At 62.5% G+C, this 19,829-nt stretch carries 20 protein-coding genes; 6 read left to right on the top strand and 14 right to left on the bottom strand.

Features of this window, described 5'->3' with window-relative positions; translation table 11 throughout:
• Positions 1 to 51: 51 nt before the first annotated feature.
• Together ACPWR9_RS22540 and ACPWR9_RS22535 are read right to left on the bottom strand one after the other, a co-directional pair.
• Complete coding sequence (locus ACPWR9_RS22540; RefSeq protein WP_426300898.1) at positions 52 to 1,563, bottom strand: NAD-dependent succinate-semialdehyde dehydrogenase; 1,512 nt, start codon at positions 1,561 to 1,563, stop codon at positions 52 to 54.
• A gap of 232 nt (positions 1,564 to 1,795) precedes the next feature.
• A complete protein-coding gene (locus tag ACPWR9_RS22535) occupies positions 1,796 to 3,346 on the bottom strand; it encodes a UbiD family decarboxylase (protein ID WP_426300896.1) in 1,551 nt (516 codons plus the stop codon).
• 569 nt (positions 3,347 to 3,915) lie between these two features.
• Between ACPWR9_RS22535 and ACPWR9_RS22530 the strand changes: the two genes are divergently transcribed.
• Positions 3,916 to 4,980 (top strand): transglycosylase SLT domain-containing protein, encoded by a 1,065-nt coding sequence (locus ACPWR9_RS22530; RefSeq protein WP_426300894.1) that lies wholly within the window; start codon positions 3,916 to 3,918, stop codon positions 4,978 to 4,980.
• A 183-nt stretch (positions 4,981 to 5,163) separates the two neighbouring features.
• Here ACPWR9_RS22530 and ACPWR9_RS22525 read toward each other — a convergent pair whose 3' ends face one another.
• The 4 genes from ACPWR9_RS22525 to ribBA form a co-directional block, all read right to left on the bottom strand.
• A complete protein-coding gene (locus tag ACPWR9_RS22525) occupies positions 5,164 to 6,366 on the bottom strand; it encodes a pyridoxal phosphate-dependent aminotransferase (protein WP_426300892.1) in 1,203 nt (400 codons plus the stop codon).
• Positions 6,367 to 6,454: 88 nt separating this feature from the next.
• Positions 6,455 to 6,907, bottom strand: a complete 453-nt coding sequence (gene nusB, locus ACPWR9_RS22520) for a transcription antitermination factor NusB (RefSeq protein ID WP_150681852.1) — start codon at positions 6,905 to 6,907, stop codon at positions 6,455 to 6,457.
• Complete coding sequence (gene ribH / locus ACPWR9_RS22515) at positions 6,907 to 7,422, bottom strand: 6,7-dimethyl-8-ribityllumazine synthase (RefSeq protein ID WP_426300890.1); 516 nt, start codon at positions 7,420 to 7,422, stop codon at positions 6,907 to 6,909. Before ribH ends, nusB begins: the two co-directional genes overlap by 1 nt.
• A gap of 142 nt (positions 7,423 to 7,564) precedes the next feature.
• Positions 7,565 to 8,686 (bottom strand): bifunctional 3,4-dihydroxy-2-butanone-4-phosphate synthase/GTP cyclohydrolase II, encoded by a 1,122-nt coding sequence (gene ribBA / locus ACPWR9_RS22510; protein ID WP_426300888.1) that lies wholly within the window; start codon positions 8,684 to 8,686, stop codon positions 7,565 to 7,567.
• 240 nt (positions 8,687 to 8,926) lie between these two features.
• On the opposite strand from ribBA, the gene ACPWR9_RS22505 reads away from it, so the two are divergent.
• Positions 8,927 to 9,262: an ArsR/SmtB family transcription factor gene (locus ACPWR9_RS22505; protein ID WP_426300886.1), complete on the top strand. Its 336-nt coding sequence runs from the start codon at positions 8,927 to 8,929 to the stop codon at positions 9,260 to 9,262.
• Positions 9,262 to 9,759 (top strand): SRPBCC family protein, encoded by a 498-nt coding sequence (locus ACPWR9_RS22500; RefSeq protein ID WP_426300884.1) that lies wholly within the window; start codon positions 9,262 to 9,264, stop codon positions 9,757 to 9,759. The genes ACPWR9_RS22505 and ACPWR9_RS22500 overlap by 1 nt, the downstream gene beginning before the upstream one ends.
• A gap of 144 nt (positions 9,760 to 9,903) precedes the next feature.
• On the opposite strand, the gene ACPWR9_RS22495 is transcribed toward ACPWR9_RS22500, so the two are convergent.
• The 6 genes from ACPWR9_RS22495 to ACPWR9_RS22470 form a co-directional block, all read right to left on the bottom strand.
• A complete protein-coding gene (locus ACPWR9_RS22495) occupies positions 9,904 to 10,605 on the bottom strand; it encodes an ABC transporter ATP-binding protein (protein WP_426300882.1) in 702 nt (233 codons plus the stop codon).
• Positions 10,605 to 11,372 (bottom strand): high-affinity branched-chain amino acid ABC transporter ATP-binding protein LivG, encoded by a 768-nt coding sequence (gene livG, locus ACPWR9_RS22490; protein ID WP_426300879.1) that lies wholly within the window; start codon positions 11,370 to 11,372, stop codon positions 10,605 to 10,607. The genes ACPWR9_RS22495 and livG overlap by 1 nt, the downstream gene beginning before the upstream one ends.
• A complete protein-coding gene (locus ACPWR9_RS22485; RefSeq protein ID WP_426300877.1) occupies positions 11,369 to 12,643 on the bottom strand; it encodes a high-affinity branched-chain amino acid ABC transporter permease LivM in 1,275 nt (424 codons plus the stop codon). Before ACPWR9_RS22485 ends, livG begins: the two co-directional genes overlap by 4 nt.
• 8 nt (positions 12,644 to 12,651) lie before the next feature.
• Positions 12,652 to 13,575: a high-affinity branched-chain amino acid ABC transporter permease LivH gene (livH, locus tag ACPWR9_RS22480; RefSeq protein ID WP_150681860.1), complete on the bottom strand. Its 924-nt coding sequence runs from the start codon at positions 13,573 to 13,575 to the stop codon at positions 12,652 to 12,654.
• 104 nt (positions 13,576 to 13,679) lie between these two features.
• Entirely contained in the window at positions 13,680 to 14,792 is a 1,113-nt protein-coding gene (locus tag ACPWR9_RS22475; RefSeq protein ID WP_426300875.1) for a branched-chain amino acid ABC transporter substrate-binding protein, read from the bottom strand.
• A gap of 406 nt (positions 14,793 to 15,198) precedes the next feature.
• Positions 15,199 to 16,104 (bottom strand): LysR substrate-binding domain-containing protein, encoded by a 906-nt coding sequence (locus tag ACPWR9_RS22470; RefSeq protein WP_426300873.1) that lies wholly within the window; start codon positions 16,102 to 16,104, stop codon positions 15,199 to 15,201.
• A gap of 185 nt (positions 16,105 to 16,289) precedes the next feature.
• Here ACPWR9_RS22470 and ACPWR9_RS22465 point away from each other — a divergent pair, with 185 nt between their 5' ends.
• From ACPWR9_RS22465 to ACPWR9_RS22455, 3 genes are read left to right on the top strand one after another with little or no spacing between them, the layout of a single operon-like run.
• Positions 16,290 to 16,499 carry a tautomerase family protein gene (locus ACPWR9_RS22465; RefSeq protein ID WP_023597244.1) on the top strand — a complete coding sequence of 70 codons (210 nt, stop codon included), beginning with the start codon at positions 16,290 to 16,292 and terminating at the stop codon, positions 16,497 to 16,499.
• Complete coding sequence (locus ACPWR9_RS22460) at positions 16,499 to 17,308, top strand: 2-keto-4-pentenoate hydratase (protein WP_426300871.1); 810 nt, start codon at positions 16,499 to 16,501, stop codon at positions 17,306 to 17,308. The genes ACPWR9_RS22465 and ACPWR9_RS22460 overlap by 1 nt, the downstream gene beginning before the upstream one ends.
• Positions 17,305 to 18,066 carry a 2-keto-4-pentenoate hydratase gene (locus ACPWR9_RS22455; RefSeq protein ID WP_426300869.1) on the top strand — a complete coding sequence of 254 codons (762 nt, stop codon included), beginning with the start codon at positions 17,305 to 17,307 and terminating at the stop codon, positions 18,064 to 18,066. Before ACPWR9_RS22460 ends, ACPWR9_RS22455 begins: the two co-directional genes overlap by 4 nt.
• A gap of 129 nt (positions 18,067 to 18,195) precedes the next feature.
• On the opposite strand, the gene ribD is transcribed toward ACPWR9_RS22455, so the two are convergent.
• Both ribD and ACPWR9_RS22445 read right to left on the bottom strand, forming a co-directional pair.
• Positions 18,196 to 19,293: a bifunctional diaminohydroxyphosphoribosylaminopyrimidine deaminase/5-amino-6-(5-phosphoribosylamino)uracil reductase RibD gene (gene ribD, locus ACPWR9_RS22450; RefSeq protein WP_426300867.1), complete on the bottom strand. Its 1,098-nt coding sequence runs from the start codon at positions 19,291 to 19,293 to the stop codon at positions 18,196 to 18,198.
• Between the two features lie 6 nt (positions 19,294 to 19,299).
• Entirely contained in the window at positions 19,300 to 19,818 is a 519-nt protein-coding gene (locus ACPWR9_RS22445; protein ID WP_426300865.1) for a TPM domain-containing protein, read from the bottom strand.
• Between the last annotated feature and the right edge of the window lie 11 nt (positions 19,819 to 19,829).

Below are 19,829 nucleotides of genomic sequence, written 5' to 3'. Positions count from 1 at the left end.
TACAGATTATTAAAGGGTCGGATTCGGGGTCGGATTCGGGGGTGAATTGGCTTAGGTGGCGGCGAGGCAGAGATACTTCATTTCAAGGTACTCATCGATGCCGTATTTCGAGCCCTCGCGGCCCAGTCCGGACTGTTTGACGCCACCGAACGGGGCGACTTCGTTCGAGATCAGTCCGGTGTTGATGCCGACCATGCCGGCTTCGAGGGCTTCGGCCACTCGCCAGACGCGAGCGACGTCGCGAGCGAAGAAGTACGACGCCAGTCCGAAGTCGGAGGCGTTGGCCAGCCGGATGCCGTCCGCTTCGTCTTTGAACCGGAAGACGGGCGCCAGCGGGCCGAAGGTCTCCTCTTGCGCGACGAGCATGTCGGCGCTGGCGTCGGCAATGACCGTCGGCGCAAAGAAGCGGCCGTGCACCACTTTGCCACCGACGGTGATCCGTCCACCCTTGCTCACAGCATCTTCAACGTGGCGTTCGACCTTTTTCACTGCCGCGTCTTCGATCAGCGGGCCGATGGCCACGCCCGGTTCGAAGCCGTTACCCACGCGCAGTTTGCCTACGGCGGCGGTGAGCTTTTCTACGAAGGTGTCGTAGACGGCGTCCTGCGCGTAAATGCGGTTCGCGCAGACACACGTCTGACCCGCATTGCGGAATTTGGAGGCAATGCAGCCTTCAACGGCGGCATCCACGTCGGCATCGTCGAAGACGAGGAACGGGGCGAGACCGCCGAGTTCGAGCGCTACCTTCTTGATGGTGGGGGCGCACTGTTCCATTAGCTTGGCGCCGACCGGGGTGGACCCGGTGAACGACAGGTGACGCACCCGAGGACTGGCGGTGAGGACATCACCGACGTCGCCCGAGTGTTTGGACGTCACGATATTGAATACGCCCTTGGGCAGACCCGCCCGTTCGGACAATTCAGCCAGTGCTAGTGCCGAGAGCGGGGTGAGCCGAGCGGGCTTGACCACGATGGTGCAGCCGGCGGCAATAGCGGGCGCGATCTTGCGCGTGATCATCGCGATGGGGAAGTTCCAAGGCGTGATCGACACGCAGACCCCGATGGGCTGCTTGATGACGAACATGCGTTTGCCGCCTTCGGGCGAGGCGAGTACGTCGCCGTTCACGCGCTTGGCTTCTTCGGCGAACCACTCGATGAACGAGGCGCCATAGGCGACTTCGCCCTTGGCTTCGGCCAGCGGCTTGCCTTGTTCGGCGGTCATGATCGCGCCGAGATCGTCCTGTGCCTGCATGATCAGATCGAACCAGCGGCGCATGATGCGCGAACGCTCTTTGCCGGTTTTGGCACGCCAATCGGGCAGGGCGGTTTCGGCAGCGACGAGTGCGCGCTCGGTTTCCTTCGCGCCGAGATCGGCCACATGGGCAATGTCGACATCGGTCGCCGGATCGGCGACGGCAAAGGTGGCGTGGGAGTCGGCGGGCGTCCATGCGCCATCGATATAGGCGTCGGATTTGAGCAGGCTGGGGTCTTTCAGGCGGCTAAGTGCCGGGTGGGACAGATGGGCGGCGTGGCCCTTCGACTGGGAATGCGAGGCTTGCGACACGATAGCTCTCCTCTCGATGACCCGATAGCGCCAGGGGGGGGGCGCGCTACGCGGGGGGACGGAAACGGATACGGCTTGTCGGTGCGTGGTCGACGCGTAGGGCGTCGGTATTACGTCGTTGCCACGTAGGCGCCACGGGGTGGGCTACGTAGGTCGGTAACGCTGGGTGCCAGCTTACTCTAATGTCACTCGCGCTTTGTGACGGCGCGAGTGACAACAGGGGCAGTGGCGATTACAGGCCGAGGTCTCTATATAGAGTGGCCATGCGAGCGTCGACTTCTGCGGTCATTTCGATGGGACGTCCCCATTCGCGCGAAGTTTCCCCCGGCCACTTATTTGTCGCGTCGATGCCCATCTTGGAGCCCAGCCCTGCCACCGGCGAGGCGAAGTCGAGATAGTCGATAGGCGTCTGATCCACGAGCGTGGTGTCGCGCGTCGGGTCGACGCGGGTGGTGATCGCCCAGATCACTTCCTTCCAGTCACGGATATCGACGTCTTCGTCGACCACGACGATGAACTTCGTATACATGAACTGGCGCAGGAAGCTCCACACCCCGAACATCACCCGCTTGGCGTGCCCCGCGTAAGCCTTCTTCATCTGCACGATGGCCATGCGGTAGCTGCAACCCTCCGGCGGCAGGTAGAAGTCGGTGATCTCCGGGAATTGCTTTTGCAGCAGCGGCACGAACACTTCATTCAGCGCCACGCCCAGCACGGCCGGTTCGTCGGGCGGTTTGCCGGTGTAAGTCGAGTGGTAGACGGCGTTGCGGCGCATCGTGATGCGCTCGATGGTGAACACCGGAAACCACTCCTGCTCGTTGTAATAGCCGGTGTGGTCGCCATACGGGCCTTCGAGCGCGTGCGCATAACCGGCGGTCGCGCCGCGCGAGGGCGGCGGCGGTGCGCCGTTCGGCACTTCGGGCGGCTGGTCGGACGGATAAATGAAGCCTTCGAGCACGATTTCGGCACGGGCGGGGACACGCAACGACTCGAGACCCGGTGTCAGACACTTGCCGAGTTCGGTGCGGCTGCCGCGCAGCAGTCCGGCGAATTGATACTCGGAGAGCGTGTCGGGCACGGGCGTAACTGCGCCAAGCATGGTGGCCGGGTCGGCGCCGAGCGCCACCGCGATCGGGAACGGCTTGCCGGGGTTCGCTTGGGCAAACTCACGGAAGTCGAGCGCGCCGCCCCGGTGGGCGAGCCACCGCATGATGACCTGATTGCGGCCGATGACCTGCTGGCGATAGATGCCCAGATTCTGGCGCTTGCGATGCGGGCCTTTGGTAATGACAAGGCCCCATGTAATTAGCGGAGCGGCGTCGCCGGGCCAGCAAGTCTGGATCGGCAGGCGCGCCAGATCCACGTCGTCCCCTTCCCAAACGATCTCCTGGCATACCGGGCTGCTGACTTCTTTCGGTGCCATGTCCCAAACCGCCTTGGCCATGCTGAGCAATTTGCCCGCATCTTTCAGGCCACGAGGTGGTTCGGGTTCCTTGAGTGTCGAGAGAAGCTGACCGAGTTCGCGCAGCGAGCCCAGTGCGTTATCCCCATTTTCGACGCCCATGCCGAGCGCCACTCGTTCAGGGGTGCCAAACAAGTTGGCGAGCACGGGCATGTCGTAACCGGTCGGCCGCTCGAACCAGAGGGCAGGGCCACCCGCTTTGAGCACGCGATCGGCTAGCGCCGTCATCTCCAGCACCGGCGAGACAGGCACGTCTACACGACGAAGCTGCCCGGATCGCTCCAGTTGCGTGGTGAAGTCACGAAGATCGAGATATTTCATGAAACAAACGGTTACCAAAAAATTTTTACGGAATTCATACAGGCGCTGAAAACGACCGTTCGAATTCGTAAATGGGTGCGGTTTTGCCCCGTAAACGCAGGGTAGTGCGGGCCATTTTACCGGTCGACGGCCTGAAACGGCACGGCAAAACACCTGTTACAAATTACTTTTGGTAATGATTTTTGTGATTAATAGTATTGACGGATTATATATCGCTGCTACAATCCGCCCGTTGAATCCAGAAAGGCGGCTTCGATGACGGGTAGGCCAACCCGATCGAGCTTAGCGACAACTACAACATCGACGTGGATTTTCAGTGGCTGGTTTTCTCACCGAGGTCGGGAAACCAGTGTTTTAGGAAGCAGCGCGAGCGATAGCTCGTCAGCGCCAAAGATCTGAACAGATCGGCGCGCTGCGGCGGTAGTGGCATCGTTGATGACAAACACGATGCACCGCCTTTTTCCCTATGCCGTAAATGAGCACTTAACGGGATGCCTGGCGGGCATACCGGCTCGTTTCCTTACGCCGCGGGACCAACCCGTGGTGACGGCGTAACCGGAGTACGTAGTATGAAGAAGTCTGGTTTATCACCCTGGCTACTGGCCGCTGTCCGTGCGCTGCAAGCGCGTGGCGTGGCAACGGTAGCCGCGGCTCGCCGCGATTGGCGTCGCCTCGCATGGCACGGTGGCCGTGTTGGACTGTATACGTCCAGCGCAGTCGGCCTGGTCGCCGTGGTCGGCACGCTCGCGTTGTGGGCCCGACCGACATGGCGCGCCGATCTGGCGTCGCGTGTCAGTCCGCTGATAGAAGCAGCGACCGGTTCGGCCAACGCGGCCAACCGTGGTGCTGCTAACGGCAGCACTGTGGCGCAGGGCACACCGTCCGACGCCACGATGATGGCGCAAGCCGCACAACACGTGCCGTCGGCCGCAGTGCTGGCCGCTTATATTCCGAACCAGCGCGTGGCTGCCGATGCCCGTGCCGGTAAGGCGCTCGACACGCGCGAACAAGTCGCCGTGGCCGATTATCTGGCACGCCGTTATCGCGTGGCCGGTGACGTAACGGGTAATCTCGTGCGCGCCGCCTACACGACGGGCAAGGAAGTGGGCCTCGACCCGCTGCTGTTGCTCGCGGTCATGGCCATCGAGTCGGGTTTCAACCCGTATGCAGAAAGCACCGTTGGCGCACAGGGCCTCATGCAGGTCATGTCGAAGGTGCATCAGGACAAGCTGGAATACTTCGGCGGTCCGGAAGCTGCGCTGCACCCGCTGGCCAACATCAAGGTCGGTGCGTTGATTCTGAAGGAATGCATCGCACGTGGCGGTTCGCTCTCCGGTGGTCTGCGCCTGTATGTCGGCTCGACCAGCGCGGGCGACGGCGGCTACGGTGCGAAGGTACTGGCCGAACGTGATCGTCTGCGTGGTGTGGCCATGGGCCGTAAGATCTCGCCGAACGCGCCGCAAGCGCCGGTGATCGTCAGCTCGGCCAAGCCGGTCAGCAAGCCGGTCTCGGCAGGCAAGGCGGATGATTCGGCGGCAGAGTCGGCCCCGGCACCGAGCGCGACGGCAACGCCGACGGGCAAGGCAGCCGCAGCAGCCAAGCCGCTCGAAGCTGACGACAGCACGGCAGCGTGATCGAGCGATTGAGCCAGTAAGAGAAAGACGCACCCCGACCGGGTGCGTTCTTTTTTGAGACGCACAGCCCTATATATATAGAAGGGATGCGCGGACCAACAAAAAACCCATCGAAGCGATTCGATGGGTTTTTTGTTTTCTGCCGCTGGCCGCTTTGCGGCGATTCGGTAGTCGGTGGGTCAATCAACCGCCAGTGAAGACGCGCTCGATGCGCCCCATCGCTTCACGCAGCTTGTCGAGCGACGTGGCGTACGACAGCCGGATGTACTTGCGCGGTTCGGCAAAACCGAAGTCCAGTCCCGGTACCAGAACGACATCCGCCTGTTGCAGCAGCGCTTGCGTCAACCGATCGCTGTCGCCTGCATCCGGGTGCTGAACCCCCGAACCATCGGCGTAGACATAGAACGCACCGTCCGGCATGACAGGTACCTTGAAGCCAAGACGCTCAAGCGCCGGCACCACGTAATCGCGGCGACTCCGGAAGGCATCCTTGCGCGCTTCGTAAATCGCCAGCGTGTCGGGGCGGAAGCAGGCGACTGCCGCATGTTGTGCGACCGCAGACGGGCAGATGAAAAGATTCTGCGAGAGTTTCTCGAACGTGGGCACCAGCGAGGGCGGCACCACCAGCCACCCCAGACGCCATCCCGTCATGTTGAAGTACTTGGAGAAGCTGCTCACCACCAGCACATCGTCGCCGAAGCTGAGTGCCGTCGTCGGTTTGCCGTCGTAGCTCAGCCCCTGATAAATCTCGTCGACCAGCGTGAAGCCACCTCGTGCGCGCACCGTCTTGACGATGCGCCCCAGCTCGGCGGCTTCGATGGACGTGCCGGTCGGGTTCGACGGCGAGGCGAGCAGCACCCCGCGCGTGGCCGGACCCCAATGCGATTCGATCCGCTCGGCGGTCAACTGAAACCGCTCGGCAGGGCCGGACGGAATCAGCACCGGCTTGCCGTCGAACGTCGAGACGAAATGGCGATTGCACGGATAACACGGATCCGGCATCAACACCTCGTCGCCCACACCCACCAACGCAGCACAAGCGAGCACGAGTGCGGCAGAAGCGCCAGCCGTCACCACGATGCGCGACGGATCCACGTCCACCCCGTAGTAACTACGGTAGTAGTCGGCGATCGCCTCGCGCAGCGCAGGCAAGCCCATTGCACTGGTGTATTGGGTGCGGCCGTCGCGCATCGCTTTCGCCGCTGCCTCGATAACTTGCTCGGGGGCGGTGAAGTCGGGCTCGCCGATGCCCATATGAATCACGTCGTGACCAGCTTTCTCGCGCAGGGCCGCTTGCTTGGCAAGCTCCATGACATGGAACGGTGCGATGTCGTCGACACGTTGAGCCAGTGTCAGCGCGGGGGCGAGGTCGGGCGTGCGGTCCATAGCGGCGGGCGGGGGGAGGGGAGTGGTGGCGGGGGAATGCGGGCAGGGCTTTACCGGCGAGGTTCGTCGCCGGCAAAGCCCTGAAACATCAGGCGCTCTTGCCGCGGCCGCCGTTGCGATTGGCGGCGACTTCGTCCGGGCGTACTTCGGCCGCGAACTTGTCGAGCACGCCGTTCACGAAGCGGTGACCGTCCGGGCCGCCGAAGGTCTTGACGACTTCGACTGCCTCGTTAATCACGACACGGTACGGAACGTCCTGAAGATGAATCAGTTCGTACGCACCGGTGATGAGCGCAGCGTGTTCAATGGGCGAGAGTTGCGCTGCCGGTCGGTCCAGATAGGGCTGGAGTTGTTGCGACAAGGCATCTGCCTCGCGGATGCTGCCGTACAGCACAGCTTCCAGCAGGGCGTGGTCTGCTTTGTCATAGCCGGGAGTGGAGCGCAGGTGAGCATCGATCTCACTTGCGTGACCGCGCGAAATCAGCCATTGATACATGCCTTGCAACGCAAATTCGCGCGCGCGGCGGCGAGCACTCTTCATTACCGATCTTCCTCTTCTTCGTCTTCGTCTTCATCCGCATCGTCGTCGCCGTTCAGTGCATCAAGGGCTTCGAGCAAATTGGCCATTTCCACCGCCACGCGGGCCGCGTCGCGACCCTTTTCGGCGGCGCGCACTTCGGCCTGTTCGTCGTTTTCGGTCGTCAGCACCGCGTTCGCGATGGGGATACCGAAATCGAGGCCGATGCGCGTAATGCCGGCACCGCTTTCGTTCGAGACCAGCTCGAAGTGGTACGTTTCGCCGCGAATCACCGCGCCCAGCGCGATAAGTGCGTCGAACTGACCGCTTTCGGCCATCTTCTGCAATGCCAGCGGGATTTCCAGCGCGCCGGGCACCGTCACGAGCAACACGTCGTCGCCGTCGACACCCAAGCGGTCGAGTTCGGCGACAGCGGCGTCACGCAATGCCGTGCACACGGCGTCGTTGAAACGCGACTGCACGATGCCCACGCGAAGGCCTTCACCGTCGAGTTCCGGCTGGTATTGTCCGATGTCCATAATGGGCTTCCTTAAAAAAGTACCGTCCAGGCGGTGCGGCCTACGTTGTGCCGGCGAGTCCGTTTCGGGCGCCGCTCGGCGTTGTCACACCCTGCCGTCGTTCGACAGCCGGGCAATGATTCAGTGTTGCTCAGACAACCGTTCAGGCAACTTCGGCGCCAGGCATCGGCTGGAAGCCGGTGACCTCGAGGCCATAACCTGCCATGTTGGGAATCTTGCGCGGGTTCGAGAGCACTCGCATTTTACCGACACCCAGCTCGCGCAAAATCTGTGCGCCGACGCCGTGTGTGCGGAAGTCCACCGGGCGGCGCTTGGCGCGCGCGGCCTTTTCGGTCTCGTCGAGTGCTTCGAACTGACCAAACAAGTGTTCCGGCGTTTCAACGCAGTTGAGCAGCACGACCACGCCTTTGCCCGCTTCGGCAACGGCTTGCATGGCGCCTGCCAGCGTCCACGAGTGGGTCGATACACCGGTTTCGAGCAGGTCGAACATCGAGAGTGGCTCGTGCACACGCACCAGCGTTTCGTCGGCCGGTGACGGCGTGCCGCGCACGAGCGCCAAATGCGGGGCGCCGCTGGGCTTGTCGCGATACAACGTGGCCTGGAACGGACCCCATGCGGTTTGCATTTCGCGCGTGGCGACCGTCTCGATCATCGATTCGGTGCGGCTGCGGTAATGAATCAAGTCGACAATCGTGCCGATCTTGATGTTGTGTTGTTCGGCGAATTCCAGCAGTTCCGGCAGACGCGCCATCGTGCCGTCGTCGTTCATGATCTCGCAGATCACCGCGGCGGGCGTCAGTCCGGCCATCGCTGTCAGATCGCAGCCGGCTTCGGTGTGGCCGGCGCGCACAAGCACGCCGCCAGGCTGCGCCATGATCGGGAACACGTGACCCGGCTGGACGATGTCTTCCGGACGCGCTTCCTTGGCGATCGCCGTCTTCACGGTATGCGCGCGGTCGGCGGCCGAGATACCGGTGGTCACACCCTCGGCGGCTTCGATCGACAGCGTGAATGCGGTGCCGTACTGCGTGCCGTTGCGATAGGTCATCAACGGCAGGTTGAGTTGTTTGCAGCGCGCCTGCGTGAGCGTGAGGCAAATCAGCCCGCGCCCGTACTTCGCCATGAAATTGATGGCTTCCGGAGTCGCGAACTCAGCTGCCATGACGAGATCGCCTTCGTTCTCGCGATCTTCTTCATCGACGAGAACAACCATGCGGCCGGCCTTAAGCTCGGCAATGATTTCTTCTGTAGTGGCCAACGGCATAGCGGGCAACGCGGGGGCTGAATTTGGAAAGGCTCTATTCTACGCCAAGCCGGTGCACGGCTGCGGCCGATTCTCGCGTCAAATCGCCCCGAAAACCGGAGAAGGGCGACATTTGCGGCGCCATCTGTGGCGATTGTCGGAAGATTCTTCCGCGTGAGCGGCGAGCGTCCGTATCGGCATCGGGGAATGAATGAAACAAAGGTGTTGACCTAAGTAATTTCGATCACTATAGTTAGGCACATGACTAACCATTCCACGCCTCTCGATCAGATCTTTCGTGCGCTGTCGGATCCAACTCGGCGGGCGGTCGTTGAGCGCCTGACGTTTGGACCGGCATCGGTGAGCGAACTGGCGCGACCGTTTTCGATGGCATTGCCGTCGTTCTCGCAGCATTTGAACGTGCTGGAGGAGTGCGGGCTGGTCGTTTCGACCAAAGACGGTCGCGTGCGCACTTACGCGCTGGAGACCGAAACCTTGGCCGGCGCGCAGGACTGGCTGCAATTGCAGCGTGACAAGTGGACGCGCCGCCTCGATCAACTCGACAACTACCTGCTGCAAATGAAGGAGACACCCTAATGAGCCACGCGAATCTTTTCTCGATCGACCCGAAGCTTGATCTGGTACTTGAACGCTATGTCGACGTGCCGTGCGAGCGCGTGTGGGCCGCTTGGACGCAGCCGGATCACCTCAAGAAGTGGTTCACGCCTGCGCCGTGGCAGACCGTCGAGTGCGAGATCGATCTGCGCCCGGGTGGCCGTTTCTTCACGATGATGCGCTCGCCTGAGGGGCAACAATTCCCCAACGTCGGCTGCTATCTGGAAGTGGAAGAGAATTCGCGTCTGGTGTGGACCAACTCGGTACTTCCGGGCTTCCGTCCGGCACCTGCGCCGGTGGCCGAGCATGGTGGCTTCCATTTCACGGCGGCCGTGTTGATGGAAGCGCACGGCAAGGGAACCCGCTACACGGCGATCGCCATGCATGGCGACGAGACCACACGCGCGCAGCACGAAGCGATGGGCTTCCACGACGGCTGGGGCAAGGCGCTCGACCAGTTGGTCGAGCTGATGAAGTAAGGCGCGATGCAGGGTTGACGCCGGAGCACCGACGTCGGCGAACGGCAGCCGCACAAAAAAAGGGACACGCCCGAAAGCGTGTCCCTTTTTTCATGACCATGCGACGCCACCGCTCACGCGGCCGCCGCACTCGTCATCCCGCCATCACGCGCCGAGATACGCGCGCTTGATGTCGTCGTTGGCCAGCAAGTTGTCTGCCGAATCGGCAAGCACCACGCGACCGGTTTCGAGCACGTAGCCGCGATCGGCCACATGCAGCGCCTTGTTCGCGTTCTGCTCCACCAGAAACACCGTCACACCTTCCTCGCGAATCGTGCGGATGATGTCGAAGATCTGCGCGATCACCAGCGGCGCGAGGCCGAGCGTCGGCTCATCGAGCAGCAGCAGACGCGGACGACTCATCAGCGCGCGCCCGATGGCGAGCATTTGCTGCTCGCCGCCCGACATCGTGCCCGCGCGCTGTTTGCCGCGCTGTGCGAGCCGCGGAAACAGCTTGAAGACGTGCTCCATGCCCGCTTCGATCTCGTCTTTCGATCCGAAGAACCCGCCCATCTTGAGGTTCTCGATCACGGTCAGACTCGGAAACACGCGACGGCCTTCCGGCGAAATCGCCATCCCCATGCGCATGATTTCGTGCGTCGGGCTGGCGGTGATGTCATTGCCTTCGAACATCACGCGACCGCTCGATGCACGCGGCGTGCCGCATACCGTCATCATCAGCGTGGTCTTGCCCGCGCCGTTACTACCGATGAGCGTGACGATCTCGCCCTTGTTCACTTCGATCGAGACGCCCGAGAGCGCTTCGACGGCCCCGTAATGGGTGTGGATCTGTTCCAGCTTCAGCATTATTCCTCCCCGAGGTAGGCCTTGATGACGCGCGGATCGTTGCGCACCTCGTCGGGCTTGCCGGTCATGATCGGCTTGCCGTGTTCCATCACCAGAATTCGGTCGGAGACGCCCATCACGAGACTCATGTCGTGTTCGATCAGCAGCACCGAGATGCCGAACTCATGCCGCAGGTTGTCGACGAGTTGTTGCAACTCGATCTTTTCCTGCGGATTGAGACCGGCAGCCGGCTCATCGAGCATGAGCAGACGCGGCTCGGTAATCATGCAGCGCGCGATTTCCAGACGGCGTTGATGCCCGTAAGAAAGCGTGCCCGCCTCGCGATTGGCCACCGCAGTCAGTCCGAGACGATCGAGCCAGTGTTTGGCACGTTCAAGCGCGGTACGCTCGGCGCGGCGGAAAGCGCCCGTCGAGAACAGCCCTTGCAGAAACCCGCTATGCACACGCATATGCTGTGCGACGAGCAGGTTCTCGACCACGGTCAGTTGACGGAACAGGCGAATGTTTTGGAACGTACGCACCAGTCCGCGACGCGCCACCATGTGGCTCGGCAGCCCGGTGATGTCGCTGCCGTCGAGCGTGATCGAACCGCCGGTGGGGCGATAGAAGCCACCCACGCAGTTGAACACCGTCGTCTTGCCAGCGCCGTTCGGGCCGATGATCGCGAAGATTTCGTTCTTGCGGACGGCGAACTCGACGCCGTCCACGGCAAGCAGACCGCCGAAGCGCATCTGCAAGCCGGAGAGTTTCAACAGGTCTGCACTCATTGCGGCAACTCCACATGCGGACGCGTCGCGGGCAGCAAGCCCTGCGGACGCCACATCATCATCAGCACCATCACCAGACCGAAGATCAACATGCGGTACTCGGCGAAACCGCGCGCCACTTCCGGCAGCACGGTGAGCAAGATGGCCGCGAGAATCACGCCGACCTGCGAACCCATGCCGCCCAGCACGACGACGGCGAGAATCAGCGCCGATTCGATGAACGTGAACGACTCGGGGGTGACGAGCCCTTGCCGCGCCGCGAAGAACGCACCGGCCAAACCCGCGAACGAGGCGCCCAGCGTGAACGCCGAGAGCTTGATACGCGTGGGGTTCAACCCGAGCGAGCGGCAAGCGATTTCGTCTTCGCGCAGCGCTTCCCACGCACGACCGATCGGCATGCGGATCAGACGGCTGGTGACGAACAACGTGAAGCCGACGAGCACGAACGCGAGCAGGTACAGGAAGATCACCATGTGCGAGCCGCTGTACGGCATGCCGATCAACTCGTGGAAGGTCTTCGCACCTTCGACGCTCGACGAACGTGCCATTTCGAAGCCGAACACGCTGGGCTTCGGAATACCCGACACGCCGTCCGGGCCGCCCGTAATGCTCGTCAGGTTGTTGAGCAACAGGCGGATGATTTCACCGAAGCCGAGCGTCACGATGGCCAGATAGTCGCCACGCAAGCGCAGCACCGGGAAGCCGAGCAGGAAGCCGAACGTGGCCGACATCAGCGCGGCGAGCGGCAGGCATTCCCAGAAGGTCAGGCCGAAGTACTGGTTGAGCAGTGCATACGTGTAACCACCGACCGCATAGAAGCCGACGTAGCCCAGATCGAGCAGACCGGCGAAGCCTACGACGATATTCAGGCCGAGGCCGAGAATGCAGTAGATGAGCGCGAGCGTGGCAACGTCCACCGCGCCGCGCGAGCCGACGAACGGCCACACGAGCCCGATGGCGAGCAGCACCCACATCGCGAGCACTTGCTGACGGCGCCCCAGCGCGGGCACCGACGGCAGCTTCACGGCGCGCTTGGAGCGCAGCAGCATCGGCTTGATCATCTGGAACACGAAGACGATCGCCGCGGCAATCCACACCGGGCGCCAGTGCTGTTCGAGCACGACCTTGTAGCCGTCGAGCTTCAATTGCAGGCCCAGGATAGGGGCCGTGAGGATGATCGTCACGAGCGTGGCGATGACCGCGCCCTTGAGCGTCTCGCCGGCCGGCGCGCGGTTGACGGCGCCGGATTTGAGCGTGAGTTGTTGTGTCATGGTCGACCTCAGACTTTCTCGATGTCGGGCTTGCCCAGCAGGCCGGTCGGGCGGAACAACAGCACCAGCACCAGCAGGCCGAAGGCCACGACGTCTTTGTACTCGGAGGGCATGTAGCCCGATGCAAGCGTTTCCGCCAGCCCCAGCAGCACGCCGCCCAGCATGGCGCCGGGAACGCTGCCGATACCGCCGAGCACGGCGGCCGTGAAGGCCTTGATGCCGGCAATGAAGCCGATATACGGATTGAGCTTGCCGATACTCAGGCCGATCAGCACGCCACCTACGGCCGCGAGCATCGCACCGAGAATGAACGTGAACGAGATCACGCGATTCGTATCGATGCCGAGCAGGTTCGCCATGCGCATGTCTTCTGCGCAGGCGCGGCACGCACGGCCCATGCGCGAATTCGCGATGAACAGTGTGAGCGCAATCATCAGTGCAACCGTCACACCCACGATCAGCATGCGACCGTAGGGAATGGTCACAGTGAAGTCGCCCATCGGAACATCGAGCGCACCCGAGATCAGCATCGGCACGGACACGTCACGCGCGCCCTGACCGATCTGCACGTAGTTTTGCAGGAAGATGGACATACCGATCGCGGAGATCAGCGGTCCGAGGCGAGGTCCGCCGCGCAGCGGGCGATACGCCACCCGCTCGATCGCGAAGCCGTACAGGCCCGTGATCAGCACCGATACCAGCAGCGCTGCACCCAGCACGAGCGGCAGGGGGTAGCCCGCAGCCGTACCGATGGCAGTCAGTGTGACAAGCCCGACATAGGCGCCGATCATGTAGATCTCGCCGTGGGCAAAGTTGATCATGCCGATGATGCCGTAGACCATTGTGTAGCCAATGGCAATCAACGCGTAGATCGCGCCCAGCGTCAGGCCATTGACCAGTTGCTGGGCGAGCTGTGGAAGAAATTCGTTCATGCGGGAAGCCTCGCGACGTGCGGGGGCCGAGCGCGAATGCGCGCCGCCCGCCGAGGTCGGCGGGCGGCAGGGGGTGATTCGCTGGCCTTTAAAGCGTCAGGGAATCAGTTGGCGGCGGTCTTGGTCGCGTCCTTGTGCCACGTGTACACGACGAACTTGAACGACTTCAGATCGCCGGCAGCATCGTAGGCGACTTTGCCGATCGGCGTGTCGAACGTGTTCTTGTGCAGGTAGTCGGCAACCTTCTCCGAGTCGGTGCTCTTCGCGCCAGCAATGCTCTTGGCGATCAGTTGCACGCCCGTGTAAGCCGGCATCTGGAACGGACCGTTCGGATCGCGCTTGGCGTCGGCGAAGGCCTTCACCAGCTTGGCGTTGGCCGGGTCGGCAGCGAAGTCGGCCGGCAGCGTCACCAGCATGCCTTCCGACGACGGACCGGCGATTGCCGTCACGTCCTTGTTACCCACGCCTTCCGGACCCATGAACGTGGCCTTCACACCTTGCTCGCGTGCCTGACGCAGCAGCAGACCCATTTCCGGGTGGTAGCCGCCGAAGTACACGAAGTCGACGCCTTGTGCCTTGAGCTTGGTGATGACAGCGGAGTAGTCCGAGTCGCCAGCGTTAATGCCTTCGAACAGCACGACCGGAATCTTGGCAGCGTCCAGGTCCTTCTTCACCGAGGTGGCGATGCCCTGACCGTACGACTGCTTGTCGTGCAGCACGGCAACCTTCTTCGGCTTGACCTTGTTGATGATGTACTGAGCGGCTGCCGGGCCTTGCTGATCGTCACGACCGATCGTGCGGAAGATGAAGTGGCGCTTCTTGCCTTCGGTCAGTTGCGGGGCCGTGGCCGACGGGGTGATCATCACCACGCCTTCGTTTTCGTAGATGTCCGATGCCGGAATCGTCGAACCCGAGCACACGTGACCGATCACGTATTTGATCTTCTGGCTGACGATCTTGTTGGCGACTGCGACGGCCTGCTTCGGCTCGCATGCGTCGTCCATCATGACCGCTTCAAACTTGTTGCCGTTGACACCGCCAGCCGCGTTGATTTCTTCGATGGCGGTCAGTGCGCCGGCCTTGACCATGTCGCCGTATTGGGCAACCGAGCCGCTGAACGGGCCGGCGATGGCGATTTTGACGGTCTCAGCGTTGGCGGCCGTACCGATGAAGGCGAGCGCAGCGGCGACGAACAGGGATTTGTGACGGAACTGCATTGTGGACATCTCCTTGATTTGTATTTTTTTGACTACCCGAATCTGCGGTGGTCTAAAGCGACTGCTGAACCTGTTGGTATTCGATCATTCCCACCCCGTGAGGTACGAACGATGCGCCATGTTAGCGTAATACGGAGTCCAATTGGAACCACTATCCCAAGCCCTCTGGAAACCCGCATGGATAAAGGATTTCAAAGGGGTCGGATGGCATTTCTCGGAGTCGTCACAACGACACTCCGTAGTACTACGCAGATAGGTGCAGCGCAGCATGGCGAGTCTTCATATAAATCGGGGCCACGATGACTCGCGAACGGTATTCGGGCATCTGCACATTTTGGATACAATCCGCCGACCAGTGGATTCCAAAGTTTTTCGCTTTGCATCCGATTGCGTATATTCCGGCCCTTCACATCGTCAATGCATGACGATGGTTGCGTGACTGCCGAATCAACGCGAGAAACGCAGCGAGAATCGGTGACGTGTCGTCGCGCCGATACATACAGTTCAGTTCGATGGAGCGAAGCCGTTGCGATTTGAGCGGCCGGTACACCACACCGGGCAGTCGCAGATTCGCCGCCGACTCCGTCGTCACACAAATGCCAAAGCGGCTTGCCACCAGCGCAATCGACGTCACCACATCCTCCGCTTCCTGCTCGACGCGCAGCGTCACCCCCTCGGCACGAAACGCTGCCGCAACTTCTTCGGCCAGCCCCGGCATCGGGGCGTTCGGATAAAGAATCATCCTTTCATTATCGAGGTCGGCGAGCGAGAGCGACGCCCGCTTGCACAGCGGGTGCCCTTCGTAGAGCGCGACGAGAAACGGCTCGCGGTGAATCCAATCGACGGCGATATCCGGCTCGTCCGGAATCAAGCGGTTGAAACCGATGGCGATGCGCCGCTCGCGCAATGCGGCGATCTGCTCGGCCTTCGACAAGTTGTGCAGACCGATCTTCACTTCCGGCCGCGCCGTGTGAAAGCTCGCCAGCAGTCGCGGAATCACATTGAGAATGCCCGAACTGAAGATGCCGACGTCGAGCCGGCCGATGTAGCCTTCGCCAGCCAAGCGTGTCTGTTCTTCGGCGCGACGCGCGAGCGACAGAATATTGGGCACCTCGGCGAGCAGCGTCTGCCCGGCGGCCGTGAGCGTTGCGCCCTTGGGCGTGCGTACAAAGAGTTGTGTGCCCAACTGCGCTTCGAGCGCCTGAATGTGACGCGTGAGCGGCGGCTGCGCCATGTTCAGACGCTCGGCCGCGCGGCCGAAGTTGCCTTCTTCGGCCACGGCCAGGAAGTACCGCATTTGCTTGATGTCCACGCTGCCCCCAAATCCGTTGATGCAAACTCAATACCGAAATGGTATCGGATTCTGGAAAAATGGTATTGGACGGTATCTCTTGGCGCGCGCATCATTGCCCGTCGAAGCCGCGCTTGTTGCCGCCGTTTCCAAAAAGCCATTCGGCGCCACACGGCAGCCACACGGCAATTTCCGAGGACAGGGTCATGCCTATCGTACATATCAATCTGGTGGAAGGTCGCGACGACGCCACCGTCAAAGCCTGCGTCAAGGCCGTGGCACGCACCGTGCACGAGACGCTGGGCGCACCGCTCGAATCGATTCGCGTCTATGCGACGCAAGTGCCCGCAGCCCACTGGGCCGTGGGCGAGCGCACCAAGGACGAGCCGGCAGCACCGGCCAAGGCAGGCGCGTAATGACGACAGACGCTCAACGTTTGCAACAGGCTGCCGACGCACTCGTCGAAGCCGAACGCTCGCGCCGTTTCATCGCCCCGTTGCGCGAGACGTTCGCGCCGCTGTCGATTGAAGACGCGTACGCCATCCAGCGCATCAACACCGAACGCCGCCTGGCAGCGGGCCGTCGCATCGTCGGCTGCAAAATTGGCCTGACTTCGGTCGCCGTGCAAAAGCAGCTTGGTGTGGATCAGCCCGACTTCGGCATGCTGTTCGACGACATGGGTTACGGCGATGGCGAACCCATCTCGGCGTCGATTCTCACGCAGCCGAAGATCGAAGCCGAGATTGCCTTCGTGATCGGGCGCGATCTGACGGTCGACAATCCCGGCCAGCTCGATGTCATCAACGCCATCGAATACGCCTTGCCGGCGCTCGAAATCGTGGGCAGCCGCGTGGCCGACTGGAACATTCGTATTACCGACACCATCGCCGACAACGCCTCGTCGTCGGCCTATGTGCTGGGCAACACGCCGAAGAAACTCTCGCAGTTCGACGTGCGTCTGTGCGGCATGGTGATGGAACGTCGCGGTGAGCCGGTGTCCGTGGGCGCGGGTGCCGCGTGTCTGGGCAGCCCGATCAACGCAGTCGTGTGGCTGGCCCGCACCATGGCCGCCGTGGGCACGCCGCTCAAGGCGGGCGATCTGGTGCTCTCGGGCGCACTCGGCCCGATGGCGGCTGTGACGCCGGGCGATATCTTCGAGACCCGTATCAACGGCCTGGGCTCGGTCCGCGCCGTGTTTGAACCCGCCAGCGAGGCCGCACGATGAGCCATATCCAGGACTACGCCAAGCTGCTCGACGACGCCGCGCATCACGCGCACGAAGTCGAGCAGTTCGATACCGACAACCGTCTCTCGCTCGACGACGCTTATGCCATTCAGGCCGCCTCACTCGCGCGCCGTGCCGCACGTGGCGAGACGCGTGTCGGCGTGAAGATGGGCTTCACCAGCCGCGCCAAGATGGTTCAGATGGGCCTCTCGGACGTGATCTGGGGCCGTCTGACCTCGGGCATGCAAGTGGAAGAGGGCACCGCGATCGACTTCAAGCGTTTCGTGCATCCGCGTGTCGAACCCGAGATCGCTTTCATCCTGAAGAAGCCGCTGGAAGGCAACGTCACGGGGCCGCAGGCGCTTGCGGCCGTTGAAGCGATTGCACCGGCCATCGAAATCATCGATTCGCGCTACAAGGACTTCAAGTTCACGTTGCCGGAAGTGATTGCCGACAACGCGTCGTCGAGCGGTTTCGTGATTGGCGCGTGGCATGATCCGCGTACCGATTTCTCGAATCTCGGACTGGCCATGACGATCAATGGCCGCACGGTGCAGGTGGGTTCGACGGCGGCGCTGCTCGGCCATCCGCTGCGCTCGCTGGTGGCGGCTGCGCGTCTGTCCGCTGCGGCCGGTGAACCGTTGCAAGCCGGTTGGATCGTGATGGCGGGCGGGGCGACGCCAGCCGAGTACATCAAGCCGGGGCAGTACGTGTCGGTGGAAATGGAAACGCTGGGCAGCGTGGGCTTCCACGTCTAAGCGCAAAGCGCTGGGCGATGCGTCGCTGATTGACGTTCGCGCAGGGACAACCGAAGCAAAAAAGAAGCGGGGCGTGTCGAGATGACACGCCCCGCTTTTGCTTTCCCAACGCTGACGCGCCGTGTGGCGTCAGGTTCGCTTGATGCGCGCCATGATGCGCAGATCGTTTTCGATCATGCGCACGTCCGAGAACGTGAGCGGAATCTTGTCGTCGAGCGACGTGAGCGCGGGCAAATTGAACATGCCCTGAGCGTCGCCGACGATGCACGGCGCGAGATACGTCAGCAGTTCGTCCACGCAGTGCTCGCGCAACAACGAGCCGTTGAGCTTGAAGCCCGCTTCGACGTGAAGCTCGTTGATTTGCCGCTCGCCGAGCGCGCGCATCAAGGCGGGCAATTCGACCTTGCCGCTGGCGTTGGGCAGGTCCAGCACATCGACGCCTTGCTCGCGCAGACGTGCCACGCGCTCGGCGTCGCCATTCGCGCAAACGACGAGTGCATTGCCATCGGCAAGCACTTTGGCGGTGAGCGAGATGTCCAGTCGAGAATCGACAATGATGCGCAGCGGTTGGCGCGGTGTTTGCACTTCGCGCACCGTCAGCGACGGGTCGTCCTCGCGCACCGTGCCGATCCCCGTGAGGATTGCGCACGCGCGAGCGCGCCACGCATGGCCGTCCGCACGCGCGGCAGGCCCGGTGATCCATTGACTCACGCCGTTGTGCAGCGCCGTCTTGCCATCGAGGCTTGCCGCCACCTTCATGCGCACCCACGGCGTGCCGCGCGTCATGCGGGCGACAAAACCGATGTTGAGCTCGCGCGCCTCCTGCTCGAGCAGGCCGCAACGCACTTCGATCCCGGCATCGCGCAGCATCGTCAGGCCACGTCCCGCGACGAGCGGGTTCGGATCTTCCATCGCGGCGATCACACGCTTGACCCCCGCTTCGATCAACCCTTTCGCGCAGGGCGGCGTGCGACCGTAATGACTGCACGGCTCCAGCGTGACGTAGGCCGTCGCGTCGCGCAACGATTCGCCACGAGTGCGGGCGTCTTTCATCGCCTGCACTTCGGCGTGGTCTTGACCGGCCGGTTGCGTGAAGCCTTCGCCGATGACCCGGCCTTCGTTCACGATCACGCACCCCACGCGCGGGTTCGGTGCGGTGGTGAACATGCCGCGCTCGGCCAAAGCCAGCGCGCGGCGCATGTAAGCAAAATCCTGTTCCGAGAACATGGTCCGTCAGATCATCAGCGGCCGGTCGGTCAAGGCATTGTCCGGGGCCGCGCCGGCATGCGCCGGCAAGTGTTCGCGCGCAATGCCGCGCAAGGTGTTCAGGGCGTCGAGCACGCTCGGAACATACTGATCGTCGCGAAAACCGGCGCTCATCTGCGCGACCACGGTGTCCCACGTGCGCGGTGAAACCAGCGCGTTGACACCTTTGTCGGCGATCAGCTCGATATCGTGATCGGCTAGGTTGATGTACAGCAAAATGCCCGTGCGCTCGCCCGTGTGAGCGATGCCGAGTTGACGAAACAGTTGCAGCGCACGCTGGCGGCAGGTGTGGCCTTGCCAGACCGCGCCGAGCGGCATTGCCGCTTCGATCACCAGACGAATCTCGCAGCGATGATCGGTTTCCGACTCACGGATAGCGGCTTCGAGCGTATCGAGCGCCTTATCCGAGAAGAGCCAGCGGGCATGCGCGCGCCACGTGCCCAGATGGCGCAGCCAGCGCGAGAGATTGTGTTGCCGCTGTTGCATCGCGATTTCCT

The organism is Pandoraea pneumonica, assembly GCF_049918595.1.
GTDB lineage: Bacteria > Pseudomonadota > Gammaproteobacteria > Burkholderiales > Burkholderiaceae > Pandoraea > Pandoraea pneumonica_A.
The sequence above is the reverse complement of the archived record's forward strand: the minus strand, read 5'-3'. Positions and strand labels throughout refer to the sequence as shown.